The organism is Paenibacillus baimaensis (genome assembly GCF_025567575.1).
In genome coordinates, this window is sequence record NZ_JAOQIO010000094.1 from 334,144 (window position 1) to 357,563 (window position 23,420).

The 23,420-nt window shown below is 47.0% G+C and carries 20 protein-coding genes, 1 pseudogene and 1 other annotated feature (1 of these 22 running past the window's edge); of the genes and pseudogenes, 19 read left to right on the top strand and 2 right to left on the bottom strand.

The window, feature by feature from the left end:
• Window positions 1-186 (top strand) — a binding site (T-box leader) (it extends 42 nt beyond the left edge of the window).
• Between the two features lie 51 nt (window positions 187-237).
• From OB236_RS25240 to OB236_RS25275, 8 genes are all read left to right on the top strand, one after another.
• The gene (locus OB236_RS25240) at window positions 238-2,118 is read left to right on the top strand and encodes an arginine--tRNA ligase (protein ID WP_262686392.1); all 1,881 of its coding nucleotides are present in this window, start codon (window positions 238-240) and stop codon (window positions 2,116-2,118) included.
• 117 nt (window positions 2,119-2,235) lie between these two features.
• Complete coding sequence (locus OB236_RS25245) at window positions 2,236-2,994, top strand: IclR family transcriptional regulator (protein ID WP_262686393.1); 759 nt, start codon at window positions 2,236-2,238, stop codon at window positions 2,992-2,994.
• Window positions 2,995-3,119: 125 nt separating this feature from the next.
• Window positions 3,120-4,001 (top strand): fumarylacetoacetate hydrolase family protein, encoded by an 882-nt coding sequence (locus OB236_RS25250; RefSeq protein ID WP_262686394.1) that lies wholly within the window; start codon window positions 3,120-3,122, stop codon window positions 3,999-4,001.
• 79 nt (window positions 4,002-4,080) lie between these two features.
• Complete coding sequence (gucD, locus tag OB236_RS25255) at window positions 4,081-5,547, top strand: alpha-ketoglutaric semialdehyde dehydrogenase GucD (protein ID WP_262686395.1); 1,467 nt, start codon at window positions 4,081-4,083, stop codon at window positions 5,545-5,547.
• A gap of 111 nt (window positions 5,548-5,658) precedes the next feature.
• Window positions 5,659-7,608, top strand: coding sequence for a YjhG/YagF family D-xylonate dehydratase (locus OB236_RS25260; RefSeq protein WP_262686619.1), 1,950 nt, complete (start codon window positions 5,659-5,661; stop codon window positions 7,606-7,608).
• Between the two features lie 194 nt (window positions 7,609-7,802).
• A complete protein-coding gene (locus OB236_RS25265; RefSeq protein WP_083689396.1) occupies window positions 7,803-8,306 on the top strand; it encodes a DUF1572 family protein in 504 nt (167 codons plus the stop codon).
• A gap of 86 nt (window positions 8,307-8,392) precedes the next feature.
• Window positions 8,393-9,154 carry a phosphoribosylformimino-5-aminoimidazole carboxamide ribotide isomerase gene (gene hisA, locus OB236_RS25270; RefSeq protein WP_262686396.1) on the top strand — a complete coding sequence of 254 codons (762 nt, stop codon included), beginning with the start codon at window positions 8,393-8,395 and terminating at the stop codon, window positions 9,152-9,154.
• Window positions 9,123-10,490 carry a cytochrome P450 gene (locus OB236_RS25275; protein ID WP_262686397.1) on the top strand — a complete coding sequence of 456 codons (1,368 nt, stop codon included), beginning with the start codon at window positions 9,123-9,125 and terminating at the stop codon, window positions 10,488-10,490. The genes hisA and OB236_RS25275 overlap by 32 nt, the downstream gene beginning before the upstream one ends.
• A gap of 282 nt (window positions 10,491-10,772) precedes the next feature.
• Here OB236_RS25275 and OB236_RS25280 read toward each other — a convergent pair whose 3' ends face one another.
• Window positions 10,773-12,122 carry a PASTA domain-containing protein gene (locus tag OB236_RS25280; protein WP_262686398.1) on the bottom strand — a complete coding sequence of 450 codons (1,350 nt, stop codon included), beginning with the start codon at window positions 12,120-12,122 and terminating at the stop codon, window positions 10,773-10,775.
• A 130-nt stretch (window positions 12,123-12,252) separates the two neighbouring features.
• On the opposite strand from OB236_RS25280, the gene OB236_RS25285 reads away from it, so the two are divergent.
• Both OB236_RS25285 and OB236_RS25290 read left to right on the top strand, forming a co-directional pair.
• Window positions 12,253-13,095, top strand: coding sequence for a sugar phosphate isomerase/epimerase family protein (locus tag OB236_RS25285; protein ID WP_262686399.1), 843 nt, complete (start codon window positions 12,253-12,255; stop codon window positions 13,093-13,095).
• Between the two features lie 90 nt (window positions 13,096-13,185).
• Window positions 13,186-13,962 carry an HAD family hydrolase gene (locus OB236_RS25290; RefSeq protein ID WP_262686400.1) on the top strand — a complete coding sequence of 259 codons (777 nt, stop codon included), beginning with the start codon at window positions 13,186-13,188 and terminating at the stop codon, window positions 13,960-13,962.
• Window positions 13,963-13,994: 32 nt separating this feature from the next.
• On the opposite strand, the gene OB236_RS25295 is transcribed toward OB236_RS25290, so the two are convergent.
• Entirely contained in the window at window positions 13,995-14,849 is an 855-nt protein-coding gene (locus OB236_RS25295; protein ID WP_262686401.1) for an AraC family transcriptional regulator, read from the bottom strand.
• Window positions 14,850-14,934: 85 nt separating this feature from the next.
• Between OB236_RS25295 and OB236_RS25300 the strand changes: the two genes are divergently transcribed.
• The 9 genes and pseudogenes from OB236_RS25300 to OB236_RS40150 form a co-directional block, all read left to right on the top strand.
• Window positions 14,935-15,993, top strand: coding sequence for a Gfo/Idh/MocA family protein (locus OB236_RS25300; protein ID WP_262686402.1), 1,059 nt, complete (start codon window positions 14,935-14,937; stop codon window positions 15,991-15,993).
• 36 nt (window positions 15,994-16,029) lie between these two features.
• Window positions 16,030-16,905, top strand: a complete 876-nt coding sequence (locus OB236_RS25305; protein WP_083689399.1) for a sugar phosphate isomerase/epimerase family protein — start codon at window positions 16,030-16,032, stop codon at window positions 16,903-16,905.
• A gap of 17 nt (window positions 16,906-16,922) precedes the next feature.
• Window positions 16,923-17,762 carry a sugar phosphate isomerase/epimerase family protein gene (locus OB236_RS25310; protein ID WP_262686403.1) on the top strand — a complete coding sequence of 280 codons (840 nt, stop codon included), beginning with the start codon at window positions 16,923-16,925 and terminating at the stop codon, window positions 17,760-17,762.
• 316 nt (window positions 17,763-18,078) lie between these two features.
• Entirely contained in the window at window positions 18,079-18,588 is a 510-nt protein-coding gene (locus OB236_RS25315; RefSeq protein WP_262686404.1) for an ADP-heptose synthase, read from the top strand.
• Window positions 18,589-18,843: 255 nt separating this feature from the next.
• On the top strand, window positions 18,844-19,842 hold the full coding sequence (locus OB236_RS25320; protein WP_262686405.1) for an acrylyl-CoA reductase family protein: 999 nt from the start codon (window positions 18,844-18,846) through the stop codon (window positions 19,840-19,842).
• 24 nt (window positions 19,843-19,866) lie between these two features.
• Window positions 19,867-20,259 (top strand): ribosomal maturation YjgA family protein, encoded by a 393-nt coding sequence (locus OB236_RS25325; protein WP_262686406.1) that lies wholly within the window; start codon window positions 19,867-19,869, stop codon window positions 20,257-20,259.
• A 228-nt stretch (window positions 20,260-20,487) separates the two neighbouring features.
• Window positions 20,488-21,588 (top strand): helix-turn-helix transcriptional regulator, encoded by a 1,101-nt coding sequence (locus OB236_RS25330; RefSeq protein ID WP_262686407.1) that lies wholly within the window; start codon window positions 20,488-20,490, stop codon window positions 21,586-21,588.
• Between the two features lie 40 nt (window positions 21,589-21,628).
• Window positions 21,629-22,516: a prenyltransferase/squalene oxidase repeat-containing protein gene (locus OB236_RS25335; protein ID WP_262686408.1), complete on the top strand. Its 888-nt coding sequence runs from the start codon at window positions 21,629-21,631 to the stop codon at window positions 22,514-22,516.
• A 168-nt stretch (window positions 22,517-22,684) separates the two neighbouring features.
• Window positions 22,685-23,368, top strand: a pseudogene (locus tag OB236_RS40150) (EAL domain-containing protein); the annotation flags it as partial.
• Window positions 23,369-23,420 lie beyond the last annotated feature (52 nt).

Genomic DNA, 23,420 nt, shown 5'->3' on the forward strand with positions numbered 1-23,420 from the left:
CAGTGAGCCGGAATAGGTGAGATCCGGTACGGATGATTGGAATGAAGCGGACTCGGGAAATGGTCCTCCGAACACAACCAAGTAGGAGGATCCGGTAACTGCCGTTATCAGCAGAGTGATTGGCCTTGTGACAGAGGACCAGTACTTAGAGTGGTACCACGGGAAGCGCGAGCTCTCGTCTCTTATTTAGAGACGGGGGCTTTTTGTGTTTTAGCCATAAATAAGGAGGAATAAGATATGTTAAACACGATATTGAGCTCTGAAATTGAACTGCATGTACGTGAAATGCTGGCTGCACAGGGAATTGAACCTGAACCTGAGCTGAATATCCAAATTGAGCATCCGATGTACCCTGAGCATGGAGAATACAGTACGAACATTGCCATGAAGCTGGCTAAAGCTTTACGCAAATCCCCCCTGCACATTGCTGAGGAGCTTCAGCAAAGGCTGGAGCAGAAAGGGAATATAGGGGGAATGGTTGCACAGATTCAAGTGGCAGCACCCGGTTTTTTAAATTTTCATCTGAATTGGACCGTTTGGGCAGCCAATCAAATCGAAGCCCCGAATGGCTCAGGATCCAAGGTGCTCATCGAACACACATCGATCAACCCTAACAAATCAGCTCATATCGGCCACTTAAGAAACTCCTGCATCGGGGATGCACTGGCCCGCATGCTGAGATACGCAGGACATGAGGTTGAGGTTCATAATTATATTGATGATCTGGGTAATCAATTAGCAGATACGGTGGTCGGGATTCTGAATACGTCTGTGGAGCAAGCTCATGTTCGTTTTGGAGATTATTGTTGGGATACGTACGCAAAGGTTAATCAAGCTTATAAGGTCAACACGGAGCTGCAGGAAGCACGTGTTCAGGTGCTGCAGCAGTTGGAAGCGGGGCATTCCAATATGGCATGGATCGGTTCTTTGGTTGCTGAACGTATCGTTCGCGAGCAGTTGGATGAAATGAAGCAGTTTGGCATTGGATATGACGTGCTGGTTTGGGAAAGCAATATTGTGAGAGAAGGTTTCTGGGCATCAACGTTTGATTTGCTGCAGCAGACGGCTGTATTTCGTCAAGTCACGGTGGGGAAGCTGAGCGGTTGTTGGGTGCTCAAGCAATCAGAGGAGTTGCCGGAGGCGGGTGGAGATACGGATTATCAGGCAGATAAAGTATTGGTCAGATCGAACGGGATTTTAACGTATACAGCTAAAGATATTGCCTACCATATGTGGAAATTCGGTATTCTTGAAAAGGATTTTACCTATACCAAATTCGCCGAGCGTGTGTGGACAACACATCCAAAGGGTGTCAGGAAAACATTTGGTCGAGCGGATACCGTGATCAATGTCATTGATCAGCGACAGCAATATCCACAAGCCATGGTGAAGCTGGCTCTTGAAGTACTCGGTTATCCGAAGCAAGCCGAGCAATTAAAGCATGTAAGCTATGGAGTCGTATCGCTAAGCCCGGAAACAGCCGCAAGCTTGGGTGTAGATATCTCGGATGGCAAAAGCTCATACGCGATGTCGGGTCGTCAAGGAATCGGAATTAAGGTATCCGACCTGCTGGATCAGATGGAGCACATTATTCATTCAAAGCGTAAAAGAAAACAAGGTTTGTCGAGCAGATCGATAGCAGCAGCGGCGATTCGTTACTATTTGCTAAAGTATCATCTGCAGACTGAAGTAGTCTTTGATCTACAGCAGGCTACAGAGGTATCCGGTAATTCTGGTGTCTATCTGCTGTATTCGTATGCAAGAGCTAATAGCATTCTGGACAAGGCGGCTAAGGCTCAGCATCTGTCTAACGGATTTCCGTTACAACCAGACTCCAACCGCTTGTCAGAGTTGGAACCTCAGGAGCAGCTATTGTTCAGACAGCTTGCATACTGGCCCGAAACTCTGCAATCATCGATCAACCAGCTTGCCCCTAACTTGATCTGCAGCTATGCTTTCGAACTGGCTTCTACGTTCAACAACTTTTATAGCGTCTGCCCAATAATGAAAGCATCTGAGGAGCAGCGTGAGCTTCGCCTGTGGCTTACTCAGAGATTCAAAGATACGTTACATCAAGCCTTACAGGTGCTAGGATTACCAACACCCAAACGGATGTGAAATTGTCTTTTAAAAAAGCTTGAAAGAAAACAAAATATTGTTTATGATAAACGTATCGCATAATATCAACCATCGTTCTACATTATAAAACACTTGGTTGAATCGTAAGGAGTAGCCATGCCAATTATTCAATCCCTGGACCGTGCTTTAAACATTCTCGATTTGTTCGATGAGTACACAACTGAATTGAAGATCACCGAGATCAGCAACCGGATGGACCTTCACAAGAGCACGGTGCATTCGCTGTTGAAAACCTTACAGTTACACGGCTATATCGAACAGGATGAGGAAACAGGCAAGTACCGGCTTGGCATGCGACTGCTGGAAAAGGGTCAGCTCCTGCTGCAGCGGCTTGATATTCGGTCGTTAGCACGTAAGCATCTTGCCGCTTTTACCGATCAAACCGGACAAACCACGCATCTCGTTATTTTGGATGGCAAGGAAGGTGTCTATATTGATAAGGTTGAGGGTGAGAAGGCAGCGATCCGCTACTCACGAATAGGTCGTAGAGTGCCGCTTCACAGTAGTGCCGTTGGGAAGGCTTTAGTCGCTTTTCGTAAACAAGAAGAGATAGAGCTGTTGTTGAAGGATTACAGCTATGTCGTTCAAACTTCTTTAACGATCACGAATAAGGAAGCTTTTCTCACTGAGCTCTCCAGGATCCAAAGTCAGGGCTATGCGGTAGACGATCAGGAGAACGAGCCAGGCGTACGTTGCGCTGCTGCTCCAATCTATGATCATAATGGTCAAGTCGCAGCGGCTATGAGCGTATCCACATTATTATCTGCTGTAGACGATAGCCAGTTTCAACAATTGATTGAACTGCTCCTGCAAGAAACGAAGACGATTTCCAAGCTTATGGGTTATCGTCCTTAGGATTCATGAATGCCTGAATAGGCATTTTATTTTAAAACGAATCGAAAACTGTGTTTTATAATGTCAAACAAAATCGCATTTTAGCTTTAACAAAAATCAATTTCGAATGGAAGAGGGAGTTATCGATGAGAATTATCCGATATACGAATGCACAATCCTTACCACAACTAGCAGCTGTGAACGAACATGAAGCGGTGTATAATCTGGAGCAAGCTGATTTTATTTCATTAGTAAACGAAGCAAGGGATGCAGGAAAGTCGATTCTGGAGTTTGTGCAAGCGCTGGTTTCGGGTAAATCACCTGTAACAGAGAAGCTTGATCAGCTTGAACTGCTCGTACCCATCGAAGCCCCCGAGGTATGGGCTGCTGGTGTTACTTATGAACGGAGCCGTGAGGCACGTAACTATGAAGCAACAGGTGGCAAAATGGACGCATCGACCTTCTATGACAAAGTGTATGATGCGGTACGTCCGGAAATTTTCTTCAAATCGACGGCTGCACGCACAGTTGGGCCTGGCGATTATGTTCAGCTTCGCAGCGATTCGGAGTGGCAGGTTCCAGAGCCGGAGCTTGGACTCGTATTGGATAGCGTTGGCACGATATTGGGCTATACCATCGGTAATGACATGAGCTGCAGGGATATCGAGGGTGAGAATCCATTGTACTTACCTCAGGCCAAGATGTGGAAGCGTTCTTGCTCAATTGGACCAGCTATACTGTTGAAGGAAGCAGTTGCTGATCCTTATCAATTCCAAATCACCAGTACCATTTACCGTGATGGGGAAAAGGTTGTAGAGGGTACAGCCAGTACAGGTCAGCTAAAAAGGAAGCTGGAGGAGCTGGTATCTTTTCTGGTGAGGGACAACGAGGTTTTTGCCGGAACCGTATTGCTGACCGGAACTTGCATTGTGCCTCCTAATGAATTTACACTTGCAAATGGGGACCGTATCGACATTGAAATTTCCGGTATTGGTACCTTGATCAATCCAGTCAAAAGCGCGGACTAATCCATACCAATTACACCGAATACGCCATTTTAATCCAATTATCCGTTCTAACCAATGACAATTCTAAGGAGGAATTACGATGGGAACATTTGCAGGCGAACAAACCTATTTGAATTATATCAATGGTGAATGGAAAGCAGCCTCTACAGGCAAAACCATTTCGAGTATCAACCCGGCGAGCCGCCATGAAGTGGTGGGTTATGTCCAATCCTCGTCCGCCGAGGATTTGAACGAAACCGTAGCTGCAGCGAAAGCCGCGGCCAAAGCATGGAGAAAGCTCTCCGGTGCAGCAAGAGGCGATTATTTATTCAAAGCGGCCAACGTACTCGAACGTCGCTTGGATGAGGTTGCTGAATCGATGACCAGAGAAATGGGCAAAACGTTGCCGGAAGCCAAAGGTGAAACCGCTCGTGGTGTAGCGATTCTACGATACTATGCCGGAGAAGGCATGCGTAAAATCGGCGATGTGATTCCTTCTACAGATAGCGAAGCACTCATGTTCACGACCCGCGTTCCTCTTGGTGTGGTCGGTGTCATTTCACCTTGGAATTTCCCGGTGGCGATTCCCATTTGGAAAATGGCACCTGCGTTGATCTACGGAAACACAGTTGTTCTCAAGCCCGCAACAGAAACTGCAGTTACTGCAGCCAAAATCATCGAATGCTTTGCTGAAGCGGGTCTTCCGGCAGGCGTTATCAATTTAATTACAGGCAGCGGCTCCGTTATCGGTCAAGGTCTTGCTGAGCATAAAGATGTTAACGGCATTACCTTTACCGGCTCCAATCAGGTAGGTAAAAGCGTCGGTCAAGCAGCATTGGCGAGAGGTGCCAAGTATCAGCTGGAAATGGGCGGGAAAAATCCGGTCATTATCGCGGACGATGCGAATCTGGATTTGGCAGTAGATGGTACGATCAGCGGCGGTATCAAATCAACTGGGCAAAAATGTACAGCGACTTCGCGGGTTATTGTGATGAGCGGGATTTATGAAGCGTTCAAAGACAAGCTCGTTACCAAAGTTAGGGATTTGAAGGTAGGTCATGGTTTGGAGCAGGGAACCTGGTTAGGACCTTGTGCGAATGAAAATCAGCTAAATACCGTTGTTTCTTACATTGAAAAAGGGATTGCCGAAGGCGCAGAGCTGCTTGTTGGAGGCGCACGTCCTGATCAGGCGGATCTGGCCGATGGGTTCTATATTCAACCTACGGTATTCGATAAAGTAACACCAGATATGGCCATTGCCCGCGAAGAGGTTTTTGGACCTTTGCTCGCTTTAATCAAGGTCGACACGATGGAAGAGGCGATTGCACTGGCTAATGACTCCGATTATGGACTCAGCGCCTCGATTTACACACAAAACATTAGCAATATATTGGCCTTTATTCAGGATATGGATGCAGGTCTGGTAAGAATTAATGCGGAAACAGCTGGTGTTGAGCTGCAAGCTCCATTCGGTGGAATGAAACAATCAAGCTCACATTCACGTGAGCAGGGTCAAGCGGCTATTGAATTTTTCACTGCGATAAAAACCGTATTTTTAAAATCCTAGTCATCCTGCCCAAATAATTTTAATCATAGAGCTGCATATGGAAGGATATCCATACTGTACAGAACGTCAGGAAAGAAGGGTTCCACATTGAGTGAGCAGTTAAATCAGATTATGGGCACCGACCATTCGCAAATATATGAAATTCATACCCATGCTTCCGGTCCCGAGGGCTCGCTTCCGTTAACACGGGAGATGCTGCTGAATTCACCGAGCGGTGATTTATTCGGGCTCTCGCAAAATGTTGGAATGGGCTGGAAGCCCTCTCGCCTGAGTGGCAAGCAGTTTCTGCTGCTGAGCACGCAAGGTGGAATCCGTAAGGATGATGGGACTCCGGTTGCTCTTGGTTATCATACGGGCCATTGGGAAATAGGTCTGCTTATGGAAGAAGCAGCTAATGAGATCGCCGATAACGGCGGTCTGCCTTTTGCCGGCTATGTGAGCGATCCCTGCGATGGCCGTTCCCAGGGAACGACCGGAATGTTCGATTCATTGCCTTACCGTAATGATGCGGCTATCGTTTTTCGACGGCTGGTTCGTTCATTACCGACCCGCAGAGGGGTCATTGGCGTAGCGACCTGTGATAAAGGGCTGCCCGCGATGATGATGGCGCTTGCTGGTATACATGATTTGCCTTGCATTATAGTTCCAGGAGGTGTGACGCTCCCTCCAACAAATGGCGAGGATGCAGGCAAGATTCAGACGATAGGCGCCCGTTATTCGAATGGGGAGCTATCGCTGGAAGATGCAGCCGATTTGGGCTGTCGCGCCTGTGCAACCCCAGGAGGTGGCTGTCAGTTTCTCGGAACGGCAGCAACGGCCCAGGTCGTTGCTGAGGCGCTTGGCATGACCATTCCGCATGCAGCCTTGTCTCCCTCTGGTCAGCCGATTTGGAAGGAGATGTCCCGCCAATCCGCACGAGCTATGATGGCGATGGAAGCCAAGGGTATCAAGATGAAGGATATTTTGACGGAATCGGCTATCCGCAACGCGATGGCAGTTCATGCCGCTTTTGGCGGTTCGACCAATTTGCTGCTGCACATTCCGGCCATTGCCCATGCGGCGGGGCTGCCTGTGCCTACGGTTCAGGATTGGATTAAGATCAATAAATCGGTTCCGCGTTTGGTCAGTGTGCTGCCGAATGGACCGGATTATCATCCGACAGTACGCGTATTTCTGGCGGGTGGCGTACCCGAAGTGATGCTGCATCTAAGAAGGCTCGGTGTATTGGATGTGGATGTAATGACAGTTACAGGGGAAAAGCTGTCGACGGTTCTCGATTGGTGGGAAACGAGCGAGCGTCGGCAAGCGCTTAAGAAGCTGCTGCTGGATGCCGATGGTGTTGAAGCGGATGATGTCATTATGACACCAGAGCAATCCAAACGAAGAGGGCTTACTTCAACCGTAACCTTTCCGATGGGGAATCTGGCTCCGGAAGGCTCAGTAATTAAATCAACAGCTATCGATGCATCCGTTGTTGGTGAGGATGGTGTTTATCGTCACCGCGGCCAAGCAAAGGTGTATACCTCTGAGCGCGAAGCGATCTTTGCCATTAAAAGCGGAGGCGTAGTGGCTGGTGATATTATGGTGCTGATCGGTCGCGGTCCTTCTGGAACCGGAATGGAAGAAACCTACCAATTAACATCAGCGCTTAAGCATCTGCCTTTTGGCAAATACGTTTCGCTCATTACTGATGCCCGATTCTCGGGGGTATCAACAGGAGCTTGTATTGGTCATGTCGGACCCGAGGCACTTGCTGGTGGTCCGATCGGGAAGCTGCGTAATGGCGATACGATTGATATCGTAGTGAACCGTGATACCCTTGAAGGCAGCGTCCATTTTATCGGTCACGGCGATGATCTCGTCAGTCCGGAGGAGGGTGCGCTCATTCTTCAGGCTCGTGACCCGCATCCTGATCTGGCTCCCGATGCGAAACTGCCGGATGATACCCGATTATGGGCAGCACTGCAAGCGGTTAGCGGCGGCACTTGGCGGGGAAGCATCTATGATGTGGAACGAATCGTAACGGCACTGGAAGCAGGCAAGAAATCGTTAGGCTGGTAAACCAAATATCCCTGGACTCATAGGGGGAAGTTATAATAAAACAAGCCGGAGAATCAGGCTGGAATCAAGGCGAACGCATCGCTCTTGTAATCGGCTGCAGGATTCTCCGGTTTTTTCTTGCTGTAGTTTCTATATTTGGCCTGACATAGTATGATAGGATAGATAGGAAAATACGGTATCAAGGAGAGGGAAACATGAGTATAGGCAGCATATTATTGCAAACGTCTATCGATACCTTCAAGAGTGCAGAGAGGCTGGGCTATAAAACATTATTGCAATTATCCTATGAGGAACTGCACTTGAAACCAAGTCCTGAATCGAATTCCATAGCGATTATCGTTAAACATCTCCATGGAAACATGCTTTCACGCTGGACCGATTTTCTTACCACAGATGGGGAAAAGCCAAGCCGTAATCGGGATGCCGAGTTTGAAGAAGGTTATGATACCCGCGAAGCACTTCTGGAAGCTTGGCGCTCAGGCTGGGAGCTTACGTTTGAGACCTTACAAGAATTGAAGGAAGAAGACCTGCTGAGTAACATCACAATACGCGGAGAGGTACATAACGTGATTCAGGCCATATCCAGACAGATTCAACATTATGGTTATCATGTGGGACAAATTGTGTATATCGGCAAGCAGATCAAGGATGCGGATTGGCAGCAGCTTAGTGTTCCCAAGAAAGCATCGCGGTTATAATCACGTCGATTCCACAATTATGATTACAAATATAAACAGAGTGATCAGGATGAACAGCATGATCAGATAGAAGGTAGGTAACTAATTTGAAATTTCGGCCCTGTATTGATTTACACCAAGGTAAGGTCAAACAAATAGTAGGTGAAACTTTAAGTGCGGCTAACCATGATGTTGTAGAAAATTTCGTTTCCGAGTACGATTCTGCGCACTATGCCTCCATGTTCCAACAGGATCAACTGCGGGGCGGGCATGTGATCATGCTTGGCGGCGGTAATGAAGAGGCGGCTAAGCAGGCGCTTGGCACTTATCCGGGTGGTCTTCAGATTGGTGGAGGCATCACTGTGGATAACGCAGTTTCCTACCTGGAGCAAGGTGCGTCGCATGTGATCGTGACCTCATACATTTTCCGTGATGGCGAGCTGGACATGCATAATTTGCGTCGGATTGTAGAAGCTGTAGGCAAGGAAAAACTTGTCATCGATCTAAGCTGCAAAGCTAAAGACGGGGTATGGTATGTAGTAACGAACCAATGGAAAACGTTCAGCAGCTTTGAAGTGAATCAAGCAAATATACGTGAGCTGGCAAGCTATTGTGATGAATTTCTTGTTCATGCGGTCGATGTAGAAGGCAAACGTACAGGCATTCATGAAAGTCTGGTTCGTCATTTGGCTGATTGGGTAACGATTCCGACAACCTATGCGGGTGGAGCTCGTTCGATGGAAGATTTGGAGCTGTTCAGATCCATTGTACATGGAAATATGGATATAACCGTAGGCAGCGCTTTGGATATTTTTGGCGGAAGCTTATCCTACAAGGATGTTGTTGCTTATTGCGGCCAAGCAGAGTAAGGAGGCGACGACCATAAGCCGAGTCACAGAAATCGATAAGTCCCGATTGCAGGTGTTTATGGCATTTCAAAAGGATCCGCTTCATCTGCTGGAGAGCACTCTCCATGACGGCGATATGGTTTACTTGGGCAATGGACGCAAACGGCCAGCCTATATTGTGAATTCGCCAGAGTTTGTCCATGAAATTCTCGTCAGCAAGGACGCCTTTTTCGTTAAAGGACGATCTTCCTCGGTATTGAGCAGAACGATAGGGGATGGACTTCTTACATCAGAGCATGAGCGTCACCAGAAGCAGCGTCAGTATATGCAGCCTGTATTTTACAAGGAACGCATTCAGTCGTATGCCCAAATCGTACTCAGGGAAGCAGAAGCGTTCGCTAACCGGCTCACAGAAGGACAAACCCTCTCCATCAGTGATACGATGATGCAGCTTACGTTGACGGTAATAGCCCAGACGATGTTTGCCACCGATCTGGAGGAACGCAAATCGGAGCTGGCTGCAGCTGTGAATGATACGATTGAGCGCTCTGCACGGACTTTATTTTCACCCTTTATTATGCCGCTAGGTATGCCCACTCCGGGAAATATTGTGCATCGAAGAGCCATTCGTACGCTGGAGACGATGGTCTATGAAGTTATTAATGATGCCCAAATCCATCCCGACAAATATCAGTTAAGCCTGCTGGGCTTGCTGATGGATACGAAGGATACGAACGGTGAGGGCATACCGATAGAGGAAATGCGCAATCAAATGATGACCATGCTGCTGGCCGGACATGAGACAACCGCGAATTTGCTCACCTGGATTTGGTATTCACTGGGCGAGCACCCAGAGGTGGAGGCCAAATTTCACAAAGAGCTGGAGAATGTCGAGCTGACCGTAGGCTCAGCTATGGAGCAGTACCGCAAGCTCACCTATACGAACCAAATCATTCAAGAGGCACTTCGTCTGTACCCACCAGCTTGGACCATATTGAGGGAAGCCGAACGTGAAGTGACGATGCTGGGTGAGACCTTTGCTCCGCACAGCTCCTTTCTAATCAGTCCCTATTCCATTCATCGAAATGGGAATGTATTTGAGGATCCACTGACGTTTCGTCCTGAACGATTCGCAGAGGGAGCAGGATCTTGGCCGCGGTTTGCTTATTTTCCGTTTGGCGGGGGCTCGCGAAGCTGCATCGGCTCTAACTTCGCCATGATGGAAGCAACCCTGATATTGGCAGCAGTCGGCAAAAGATTTCGCTTTCGTCGGACAGATTCGCTGCCGGTTCAGCCAGAGCCTCTCGTCTCGCTGCGTATCAAGGGCGGACTTAACATGGAGCCTATCAAGCAATAGCAAAGCAGGCCAGGCATATCGACACTGACCTTGCTCGCTATTGCTATTTTTTTATAATATCAGAATTTACAAGTTTTCAGCAGAGCTGAATATTCTGATATTGCAAGAAAAGCAACCTATTGGACACGAATGTATCTTCACCGAATAGGCTTCGATCAGAAGCTTTTCTTATAACATAAGAATTTATAAGTTTTCAGCGGAGCTGAAGGATTCTTATGTTTCAAGAAAACCTACCTCTGAACCGCGGTCGCTCATCTTTGAAAGGCCTCGATAGAGCTTTTCTTATTTCCCCACGTAAAAGGTAACCTCAGTGCCTTTTTCCACATTTTGATTCGCCGGAGGATCTTGTCTCATGACTTTACCTGCTGATGCTTCATTAGCCTCCAGGAAAAATTGATAACGCAAATTGTTTGCGAGAAGAAGTGCTTCCGCTTCTTTTAATGGCATATCCTTTAAATTCGGAACGACTACGATATCCCCTTCGTTGACCGGCTTTGGAGTGGCAGGTGCAGGCGTCGGAGTGGTCGGTTGTGGAGTCGGATTCGGAACGGCTGGTTTTTCGACAACCACTGGCTGATTCGATGGCTGATCGGGTTTTCTAAGCAAATGTACAGTTAACATTTCTGCAATCAGTAGAACAAGAATGATAAGGCCTGCAAGGATCCACTTCTTTTTAGTTCCACTACGTCGTACAGCAGTCTCCAGTTCCTCAGGATCGGATTGTGGTTGGTGTTGAACGGGTCTGGCTTGCTGTTGAACGGGTTTTGCCTGGTATGGAGCCGATTTAGGTGGACTAATGATAGTATCCTGAAACGAACGGCTTTGAAATTGCTCCTGAGGCGATTGAACCGCGGCCATTTTCTTCGTCAGATCAGGATCGGGTGGGATAGGCGGGATCAGCTTTTTTTCGGAAAGAGTCCGTTCCATATCCAGATGTTCAGGATACGTTAGCAGCATTTGATCAAGGCCTTTCAGCAGCACTGTCAAGCTCTTGCGATCGAGAACGGCAGCACGAATCCATTTGATTATGACCTCTTTTTCGTCCACAGGCATTTTGCCTAAAGCATCTACGAGCAGCAGCCCCATAGCCTCCACATTAGCGGGAATAATAGAAGTTTTTGCGATCAACTGATACAGCAAACGCCCCAATCCTCCGGCTTCACTCCAGAGCGGATCTTCGTTGCTCCAATAGTTAATAATGATAGGCTGATTCGCGCCTTGAATCCAAATGTTGTTGGCATGAACCGAAAAGCCAGAGATGCCATCCTTGGCCGCATCCTGCATACTTTGCCCAAGAGTGCGAATGAGAACAAGTATTTCATATACACTTAAGGAATGTGATTCAAGCTCCTCTTCCAAAAAATAGCCGAGCTCAGGCTTCAGTACAATCATAATCGAATGTGAATCGAGTTCAATATCCCAGACATGCATAAAGCGGTCTTCCGGCAACTGTGAGCCATCCTTGATCGATTGAATCACATCCAGACGTGGACCTTCGTTCTCATTAAATTCCGAAATATAGAGCATCACATCTCGATGCAGAATGGAATCACGGCCTTTATATAAATTCCCTGAGGATTGTTTTTGTAGCTGCTGTTCTTTGTTATAACGTTTATAGGTATGGGTATCCATCATAGCGCCTCCTGCTATTCACAATATTCGTAAGCAATCTCTATTTTGTGAATGATTTTGTTCCTTGAGGGTTAATAGTAGTAATAATAGTATAACACGCTTGCTGATTACAAACAGGAGGGGATTCAAAATGGCATTTTGGTCAATAAATACGTTTAGTCTGGAAAGTGAGCTTGGAACCTTAACAATGACAGAATGGGACGAAGCTGGCAAGCAGCTTAGGACAAAGGTTGAGCAACAGCCAGAAGTCTTGTCGCTGCTGAATCTGCCTGCCACATTGAAAGAAAAAGGATATACCGCTGCCGAGGTTAGCTATTCGCAATTTCCGCAAACGGATACGCTGTATGTTGAACAATTAAGAACCGCGTTTCAGCAGGCAGGTGTAGACTTCGCTTCGCTGCTGCTCGACTATGCGGATCTGTCGTCGGTCGATCCTGTCCGCCGCGCGGCTGATCTCGAATGGTGCCGAACATGGCTGGACATTGCGGCCAAAGCAGGGGCCCACCGGGTTCGTATTGCGGCCGGTGAATCATTTGCCAATGATGAAGCAGCGCTTAAACGCTCCGCCGAAGGCTTTGTGGAGCTGTCCAACTATGCGGCAGGGCTGGGAATCCGGATCATGACCGAAAATTTGGATGAGCTGCTGTCAACCTCTGAGAACTGCCGTTATTTCCTCGATTTGTGCGATGCCAAGGTTGGCTTTACGGCAGACTTCGGCAACTTCGAAGAGGACAAATATCGGCAGCTTGCTGACGTATTGCCACTTGCTGAGACTGTACACGTCAAAGCGGCCCTTAATGATAACGGTACGATCGATACGGCAGATTTTCGCCGCTGCATGAAGCTGCTGGTAGATGCGGGATTCCGTGGTCCACTGTCACTTACTTATCTGGGCGATGGCGAGCCCTGGGAGCATCTGGATCAGATGCGTACACTTGCAGAAGAAGTTATCCATCCTCCTGTTCAAGCATGAGCTTAATCTATCGTTCCTGACAAGCGACATCTCTGCTATAATAAGATCAGCTTATAGATATAAGCCTTATAGATAGGTGAGGTGGCAGAGATGATCAAGCTTGTAGCATTTGATGTGGATGGAACTTTGCGGGACCGGGATTATTTGCCCGAATCGACCCGTTTGGCGCTTCAGCGTTTACAAGAGCAAGGTATAATTCTTACCTTATGTACAGGTCGTAGTGAGTACGAAATGGCTTCGCTGCGCGAGGAGCTTGGTATCGATTGGGCTATTACCTGCAACGGCACACATATAGGTTATCGAGGAGAAACCGTCTTCGGCAGTGCCTTCGCCAAAGATACTGTACGCGAGTGGCTTGAGCAAGCTGATCGTTTGAACCAAACGCTTCTGTTGTATGGCTCAGAGAAAATGTTTACAAATCGTCAGGATGCTCCCTATTTTCTGCAAGCTCAGCAGGAGATCGGCTTCATGAATCCAATCCTGTTGGAATTTAATCAGGATGTGCCTGATATATATCAATGCATTGTATTTTGTAACGAACAGGATGAGTCCCTCTATGTGGGTGAAGAAAGTAACACCTATTATATGCACCGCTGGCGTTCCTGGGCACTCGACATTAATCCTGGTGGCATGAATAAAGCAATCGGCTTGCAAAGGCTGCTTGACCATCTAGGTATTTCCACGAATGAAGCTGCAGCATTTGGCGATGGGCTTAACGATTGGGAAATGATTGAGGAAGTTGGCCTTGGTATCGTTATGGGTAATGCTGATGATACCTTGAAGCAAAAAACAAGCTTCGTCACTCGCTCACTGCGTGAAGACGGTATCGCTTACGCCGTGGACAAATGGATTTTGCAGCTAACTTAGACTCATGATTATTTGCAAATCTTCTGTCTTGCTTACATATGCTTGCGGTACGTATTTGGGGCAACGCCCACGTACTGCTTGAATAGGCGAGAGAAATAAAAGACGTCCGTATAACCCAATTGATGAGCAATTTCCTTGATGGACAGCTCAGAATTAATCAAAATATTTTTGGCTTCAGCAATTTTTAATCGATGAACATATTCATTAAACGGATAACCTGTATATTCAGATACGTTGCGGCGCAGTGTGGATACGGAGATGTGGTGCCGCTTCGCTATTTTGTCAGCATCAATCGGTTCGTTAAGAAAATTTGAAATATCGTCCATGATCGGGATCATTTTATGCATCCTGTTGCTCTCCGGCTGCTCGTTAGCGTTCAAGATGAACTCGTACAGCATCGATTCAAGCAGCAGGGATGCCCGATCAATACTTGCCGGAACACCGCTTTCCATCAATAAAAAGATACGTTCAATTTTATTGTATTGGGCGTCATCTGTACCTACCTTCAGTACCTTATCCCGCTTGATTCCCCAATGATCGATCCATTCCTGAATGCGAGTACCTTCAATTGTAAAATAAAACTCATCCCAATACCCGTTACGATCAGGACCATAATGAAATTCGGCGCCCGGATAGAACCAGAACAAGCTTCCCTGCTCAACAGGCTGCCGGACTCCATCGTTCACCTGATAGCTTCCTTTACCCCCAGTAATATAAACAATCGCCCATTTACTGAAAGTGGCCTGCTGTCTAATCATCGTTCTTCCAGGAAGATGACCGACATTGGTTATTCTCAGAGATTGAACATACAGCTTACTTGAATCGACTTTGCAGTCAATGGTCCGAAGTGGCTGTGGACTGATCATATAATCCATGAATCGTGTCACTTTGTGCATTCACTCCATCTCGGCTCCATGGTATGGTTGTTAGGTATTCATCCTATTGTAACATACATTGGAGGCAGCTGACGCCATGTCTAAATTGAAAATTGCCGTTATCGGTGCCGGATCGATTTCCGAGGCCCATTTGACCGCATATTCCGTACACCCGGAAGTTGAATTAATCGCAATCTGTGATTTGAATGAAACGAGAGCACAGGAAAAGGCAGAACGTTATGGTGCGGGTACTACGTATACGAATTATATGGAGCTACTGCAAAATCCCGATATTGAGGCAGTCAGCATCTGTACCTGGAATCACATGCACGCGAAGATTGCCATTGCGGCTCTGGAAGCGGGGAAACATGTGTTATGTGAAAAGCCTCTTTGCAAGACGGTAGAAGAAGCGCTAAATGTGCAAAAGGCAGTTCATGATTCTGGTAAGGTACTTCAGGTCGGTTATGTCAGACGTTATGGCACGAATGTACAGACTCTGCGTAAATTTGTGGACGCCGGGCAATTGGGTGAAATCTATTATGCAAAAGCTTCCTGCTTGCGCCGACTTGGTAATCCTGGCGGCTGGTTCTCGGATAGTGAACGCTCTGGTGGTGGACCGTTGATCGATCTTGGGGTGCATGTGATCGATTTATGCTGGTATTTGATGGGCAAGCCGAAGGTAAAGTCGGTTAGCGGCAATACATACCGCAAGCTTGGAAACCGCGCGCATATTGACAATTTATCCTATTACAAGGCAGCTGATTTCAATGCTGAGCATAATGATGTAGAGGATCTGGCGAATGCACTGATCCGCTTTGACAATGGAGCGTCGTTAATGGTGGATGTCAGCTTTACGTTGCATGCGCGCAAGGATGAACTCACTGTTAAACTGTACGGAGATAAGGGTGGAGCAGAGATCGAACCTGAGCTTCAGATCATATCCGAGCAGCTGAATACGATTATCAATATAACTCCACAGATCGATCATCCCAGCTTTCAATTCCAGCCTGGCTTTAATGCGGAGATTGCTCATTTTGTTGATTGCTGCCGCGGCCGCACGGAAACGATATGTCCAGTAGAGGATGGCGTCGAGATGATTAAAATATTAAGTGCGATCTATCAATCCGCAGCCGAAGGTAAGGAAATACAGTTCTAAAGTAATTGGAAAAATAGATGAAGGAGGGCTCAAGATATGAAGCTTACCAACAAAGTCGGAGTCATCGTCGATAGCTTTGGGATCGGCGTTCGTGAAGGATTAAAGAAAGCGCGGGAGGTTGGTGCCGATGGCGTGCAGATTTACGCGGTTTCTGGTGAGATGGATCCAGCGGGCTTATCAGCGCAGGCTCGACGTGAGCTCAAAAGCTATATCGATTCATTAGGTTTGGAAATCTCGGCATTATGTGGAGATCTGGGAGGCCATGGCTTTCAGGATGCAGCGGCGAATCCTGTTAAGATCGAGCAATCAAAGCGAATTCTCGATCTGGCGCTTGAGCTTGGAACGAATATAGTGACTACTCACATCGGGATTGTGCCTGAGGATCCGAATGATCGGATTTATGCGGCCATGCAGTCCGCTTGCGAGGAACTGAGTAGCTATGCGCACGGGATGAATGCCTATTTTGCTATTGAGACAGGTCCGGAGCCTGCGGCCAGATTAAAGACTTTTCTGGATTCGCTGACACAAAACGGGGTTTCTGTCAATTTTGATCCGGCCAATATGGTGATGGTGACTGGAGATGATCCCGTTCAGGGAGTTGTGCTGCTAAAGGATTATATCGTGCATACGCATGTGAAGGACGGAATCAGGGTTCGGGAAATCGATCCGAAGGAAGTATACGGGTATTTGGGTTACAGCCAAATGACACATGAGCATATTGCCCAATTGGCAGCGTCCGGCAAAGCTTTTGAGGAAGTTCCATTAGGAGAAGGACAAGTCAAGTTCGCGGAATATTTTCAAGCGCTGCAGCAAATCGGATATACAGGTTATTTGACAATAGAGCGTGAAGTGGGCGACCAGCCCGAGGTGGATATTCGCAAAGCAGTCACTTTTATTCGTAATTATCAATAGACAGGAGGCACGTATAGATGAAGATAGCATTAAGCGCATGGAGCTGCCATCAGAGCTTTTATGATAAAACGTGGACGAACGCCGATTTCATCGATTATGCTGCATCAACAGGTGCAAATGGTGTGGAGCTTCTCAGTATGTTCTGGAATTCGGATACAGATATTGAACCCGTGCAAGAGGCACTCAGACGCAATGGCTTGGAGTTGGCCTGCTTTGGGGCTAGCAATAATCTGGCGCAAATTGATGAGGAGAAGCGCAAGGAGCAGGTTCAGGATATTTGCTCAAGCGTCGATATGGCTGTACTGCTGGGAGCAAAGGTTGTACGTGTATTCTCAGGTGATAAGTCGGGAGATATGACCTTCGAGCAAGCCAAGGATTGGATACTGGATGGTTTGAGAGAGGCTGCAGCTTATGCCGGAACCAAGGGAATTACGCTATGCCTGGAAAATCATGGCCTGTTTGCCGGTAAGGTTGAACAGGTATCCAAAATCATAGCTGAGGTCGGTTCCCCATATTTGCGTCAAACCTTTGATACGGGGAACTTCCTGCTCGTAGACGAGCAGCCGAATGGAGCTATTGTCGAGCTGATTGATTTGGTATCTCATGTCCATTTGAAGGATTTCAAGAAAATTACGGAAAGTGAGCATAAGGGCAGAACGTATACTTCGCTTAGTGGAGACGTGTATGCCGGTCAGGTTCCCGGAGAAGGAGACGTCGATCTACCGTTTGTGTTATCCAGTTTGAAACGTGCTGGTTATACGGGCTGGTTGTCCGTCGAGTATGAAGGGAACGAGGATCAGAGGCAGGCATCGGCACGCTCGATCAGCAATTTGGCTAAGCTGCTGGAACAATTGTAAAACCACTAAAGGACTTTTCATTAGGGATCTCACCGTTAAAGGGTGGGATCCTATTTCTCATGAGTTTCAGCAATATGCGGATTGTCCCCGCACTTTGAAGATGGGATAAGGCCGATTGGTCCGTCTGTTATCCGAGATTTATAGGAAATCAAGTTAAACCAAGTTGATGGAGGTTACCAGTCCTTCCCGTTTTAAGTCGGTGTGGTGCCGCCGAACACACAAACGTTCTGCGAACTTGTCTTCCTTGTGCTATAATGATGAGATTATAGTCTGTGTGACCGATGAGATTTTCATCCATTTTAAGGGGGACAAAGTTTTGCGCAAGCGTTTTGTGATTGAGGCTGTAATGATTGCCGTGTACGGAGAAATGCTCGTGCCGAGTCAGGCCGTGGAATACCTGGTTCCTTATACAACGATAAGTGAATTGTACGAAATGATAGAAAGCAAGGAACCTGTGATGCCTTTATCTATTGATGAGGCACATGTTCGCTCGAAAATTAGCGAGTTAATTGCGATGCTCGAGGAGCCTTTTAACAAGAAAAAGCTGGAGCGCGCCTTAGCCACACCTTGGGGAAAAAGTCCGCCTTTGCCATTCAACGACAATGTTTCGTTTACTGTGGTGAATGCCTACGATAATACAGAGTACGGTGAAGAGTTTGACCCTATTGAGACGGAGCTGATATTGACCTCCTTGCGCGAGAAAGCTCCCATTATGACGGATCAGCCGGATTTGGTAGACAGAATTATTGAAGCGCGGTTACCGGTTCACATCTTTGATATGGATGATTTTGAATTTGCTGTCGAGGAAGATGCGAATCCAGTTTAGCCAAGAACGAGTTTTACCCATCGATAATATGGGTTGAAAAATAGACGTGCCCCAAACCATCATCTAAGAAGCGAGATCAGATGGTAGATGGAGTACGTCTTTTTATATTTTAGTTGTAAAGCTCTGTAAGATGAAATGAGCGATGCAAATGTACATTCAGCTAGAAGTTGATATAATTACCATATATAAAGTTATCTGATTTGAACTGTAGGTACATTAAATTCCAATGCACGAAAAACTATAGGGAGGTTTGTTATGGACACTAACAGCTTTGAAGCGCTGGTAGTTGATAAGCAGGGGGATGATTTCAAGATCGGTTTGCAGGAGATGAAGCTGGAGGATCTATCACAGGGCGAAGTTGTGATCCGTGTGCACTATTCCAGCTTGAACTATAAAGATGGTCTGGCTTGTATGGCGAATGGCGGTATCGTTCGCAGCTATTTGCACATACCAGGTATCGATCTTGCAGGTACCGTCTTGTCTTCGACGGATTCGCGATTTTCCACAGATCAGAAGGTGATCGTAACCGGATTTGGCCTCGGAGTATCCCATAGCGGTGGTTTCAGCAGCATTGCCCGCGTCCCTGCCGATTGGGTTGTGCCGCTTCCTCCTGCATTGGAGCTGGACGAAGCGATGATGATTGGTACAGCCGGTCTGACAGCCGCGTTATCCATTGAACGTCTGGAGTATAATGGGCTGAATCCGCAGCGTGGAACCGTACTGGTTACCGGTGCCACAGGTGGTGTTGGCAGCTTTGCGGTTGCCCTGCTGGCCGCACGCGGCTATCAGGTGGCAGCTTCCACAGGCAAGGAAGCGGAACATGACTACTTGCGGAGCTTGGGTGCGAGTGAGATCATCAGCCGGGAAGCGCTCAATCCGGCGTCTCGCAGACCGCTTGAGAAGCAGGCATGGGCCGCTGCTGTTGATCCAGTAGGTGGCAGCTCGCTTGCCTATATTCTCGCATCCTTGCAGTATGGCGGCTCAGTGGCTGTAAGTGGGCTGACAGGAGGGGGCGATCTTCCGACAACGGTGCATCCTTTTATTTTACGTGGTGCGAATTTGCTCGGAATTGATTCGGTTCACTATCCCATTGAACGAAGGTACCCCTTATGGGAACAAATTGCCGTAGATTTAAAATCAAGTGGAAAGCTGAATCAGATTGGCAGCAGCAGGATACGTTTGACAGAGATTCCAGTGTATACCGAGAAAATTTTGGATGGCCGAATTCGCGGCAGGATTGTCATCGAGATCTAACTAACCAAAAGTGAGTTGAATGCAATGAAGGCAAGAATTTTTTATATAAGCTCAATTCTGATCGTAATCCTGTTGGGGATGGGTTCCCGACAATTTCCCGAGGCGTTGCCTGTATTTATTGTGGAGCATGCCGGAGATGTATGCTGGGCAAGCATGATTTATTTTGGATTTCGATTTATATTTATAGACAAACCTTTGATCGTTGCTGTTATGATTAGTTTGATCTTTTGTTGTGCCATTGAATTTAGCCAACTGTATCAGGCAGATTGGATTAATGAGATCAGACATACCTTTATTGGAGCTTTAATATTGGGACAAGGTTTTCTAAAGCTGGATTTAGTTCGATACGCGGTGGGCGTTCTGTTAGCAGTGTGGATCGATTATTATGGGTACAGACGGATGATGAGAAGGATGTAGCCTGTGAGCTTTAGTGCCACGGCTATTTTTTTTAGAGATATCTCGCAAGAAAAGCAACATTTATAACACGAATGTATCTTCACCGAATAGGCTCCGATCAGAAGCTTTTCTTATAACATAAGAATTTATAAGTTTTCAGCGGAGCTGAAGGATTCTTATGTTTCAAGAAAACCTACCTCTGAACCGCGGTCGCTCATCTTTGAAAGGCCTCGATGGAGGTTTTCTTATATGGACTTCGTTAATGATGACATCTATGATGTCACCAATCGAATGGTATGCTGGATGTGCAGGAATGAAAACCGATTGCGAGCGCTCGACCACATAGCGGGTATATTCACTGTACTTCTTACGGTAATGATGTTGAAGGAGGAACAGTTTCTGAGAAGATTAGATAGATTGATGGCGATTCTGATCGCGCTGCAGCAGCGAAACGAAACGGCACAATCGTTAGCAGACAAGTTTGAAATCTCGAAAAGAACCATCTTACGAGATATGCAGGCATTATCCGAGATGGGAATCCCACTGTATGCGGTGGCCGGGCCTAAGGGTGGGTTTCGTCTGATGGAAGGCTTCCAGTTGCCTCCTCTGCAAATGGATACGCAGGAAGCGTTAACTGTACTTTTTGCATTAAAGGCAATGATCCGAATGGCGGATACACCTTTTAATCAAGCGCGATTTACTATCATGGACAAAATTCGAGCCTTGATTCCCGAGACTATCCTTAAGCAGATTGAACCGATTCTGGAGAAGCTGGAAATGGAAGTGCCTGCACGCAGCTTTAAAACTCCACATTTGACGTCACTACTGGCTTTGATGTCGGAATCCAGATGGCTGGAAGTTTTCTATCGTTCTTCGAACCACCAACGTTGGCTCCACTTGTTACCCAAACGGGTATATGCAGCCAATGGGTTCTGGTACTGTGAGGCGTATTCCTTAACTCATCAGGAGGACCGTTTGTTTCGGGTAGATCGGTTTGACAGGATTAAGGAAATGGACCCTCCAAAACAACTCCAGTGTGAACCTGGACACGTCACAGCGCGCAATGCAACTCCTGCGGACAATAATCCGATAAGAATAGTGGCCAGGCTTACTTACAAAGGAATGCTGGTCGTAGAACAGGATGCCCACATTGGTGAGATGGTCCGATGGATCAGCGATGACGTATGGGAAATTGACTTTGCATGTCCGGCATCCGAATGGGAGTGGGCGATACGGTTCTTTTTTTCGATAGGCTTGCATGCAGAGGTTATGGAGCCAGAGATATTGCGTCAGAAGATTGGTCAGCTAGCTAAACAGCTGTATCAGCAATATGAAATCGATACAACTTAAGACTGTGTATGATATTTTTCGTAAAAAGGAGCTGTCAGCTATGCGTGTACCCTCGGATTTATTAGTTCAAGCTAAATTATTTATATATCAAAATGGACGATTATTGGATCGGCGACGGTTCGAATATTTTTTTGAAAATGGTTCAAAAGAAGCTGTATTAGCCGCATTGGCTGCTTATCAGAACCCGGATGGAGGGTTTGGGCAAGGGCTTGAGCCGGATATACGCAGCCCACACAGTCAGCCTGTCCCGACTGAATCAGCATTGATCCTCATGGACGAGATCGAATGCTTTGACCCTTCCATACTGAAAGGGGTGATCGGCTTTTTACAAGCGAATAGCATACCAACAGGGGGCTTTCCGTTGGCTTTCTGCCATATTAACGATTATCCTCACGCACCATGGTGGAACACGGATCAGGACAGTCAGGCTCATATGAACCCGACAGGACGTATCATGGGCCTGCTATACAAGCAATCAGTTTTAACCGATATTTATGAAGAGAAGTGGTTTCAGAACGCGACGGATTTTATTTGGAAGGAGATGAACAAGGGCTTGCCTTCTGATTATCATGACGGCGTGCAGTGGATCTCGTTTCTGGAGCATACACCAGAGTATGAACGGGCAGCAGCACATTTAACATCTATTCAAAAGTGGCTGGCTCAACCGGACATTATTGAACGGGATACTGAAGCCGAGGGATACGTGCACAAAGTGCTGGATTGGGTGCCATCCCCGAACAGCTATGCCGCACAAGTGGTCTCCACCTCAGACATAGAACGGCATCTCTCTTATTTGGTTAGCCAGCAGCAGCCAGACGGAGGGTGGCCGATAAGCTGGCTCGCTGTCAGCACTGCAGGTGAATGCGAATGGAGAGGGCATCTTACCGTAGAGCGTCTGCGAACGCTGAGATCTTTTGGCTGGCTGTAGTTCTGTCATTTTGAACTGATGCGTCTCTATGATCGCTTGGAAGATCGATGCTCGGAAGAAAAGCAATATGAGCTTCTGAAAAAGATGCTTCGTCAGGAAGTGGATCTGGATCCCCGCTATTCGATCCAGAAACGCCGATGGTCAGCCACCGAACGCGACGAGTTTCTGCTCTACTACCAGCCGCAGATTCGAACAGTGGGATAATCTAATGATCGGGGTTGAAGCCTCTGTCACGATTGAAGCATCCAACCAGAGGTATATTATCTCCAAGTATGTTCATCCCCATTGCGGAAGAGACAGGAATGATTTATGATTTGGGGACCTGGGTATTGCGAGAAGCTTGCCGGCAAATGCGGGAGTGACATGAGGCAGGATGCCACTCATCCCCGTTTCGGTTAATTTATCGTCCCAGCAATTCTATCAAAGCAATTCTATCAATCCAATCTGGTTGCCTATATCCGGCGTTGAGGAAACCGGGTTTGAATCCGGATCAGTTTGGATGATTTTGGCACGGGCTTACAGTTCGCTCAGTTTTTTAAACCTATTCCCTCATTAACAAGCTCAAATTAGACCGTACTTTTATCCGGAATATTACCGTGAACAAGAACGATACAGCAATTGTGGCTACAATTATTTCGATGGCACAGCATCTGAATATGGAATTGATTGCAGAAGGCCTCGAAACAAAGGGACAGCTCGATAATTTGATGGACAACGATTGGAAGGAGATTCAAGGCTACTATATATAGCCAACCTTTGTCTGCTGACACTGTGGAAAAAGCCTTTTTTGTCCCGTTGAGAACGGTTCGAGGCAGTTTCATAAATGTTTCAAATCGTTGTTGTATCATTTAGAATGGATCTTATTTTCGAGTATAGTTATTTTTTACATATTGAAGTGAGGGAT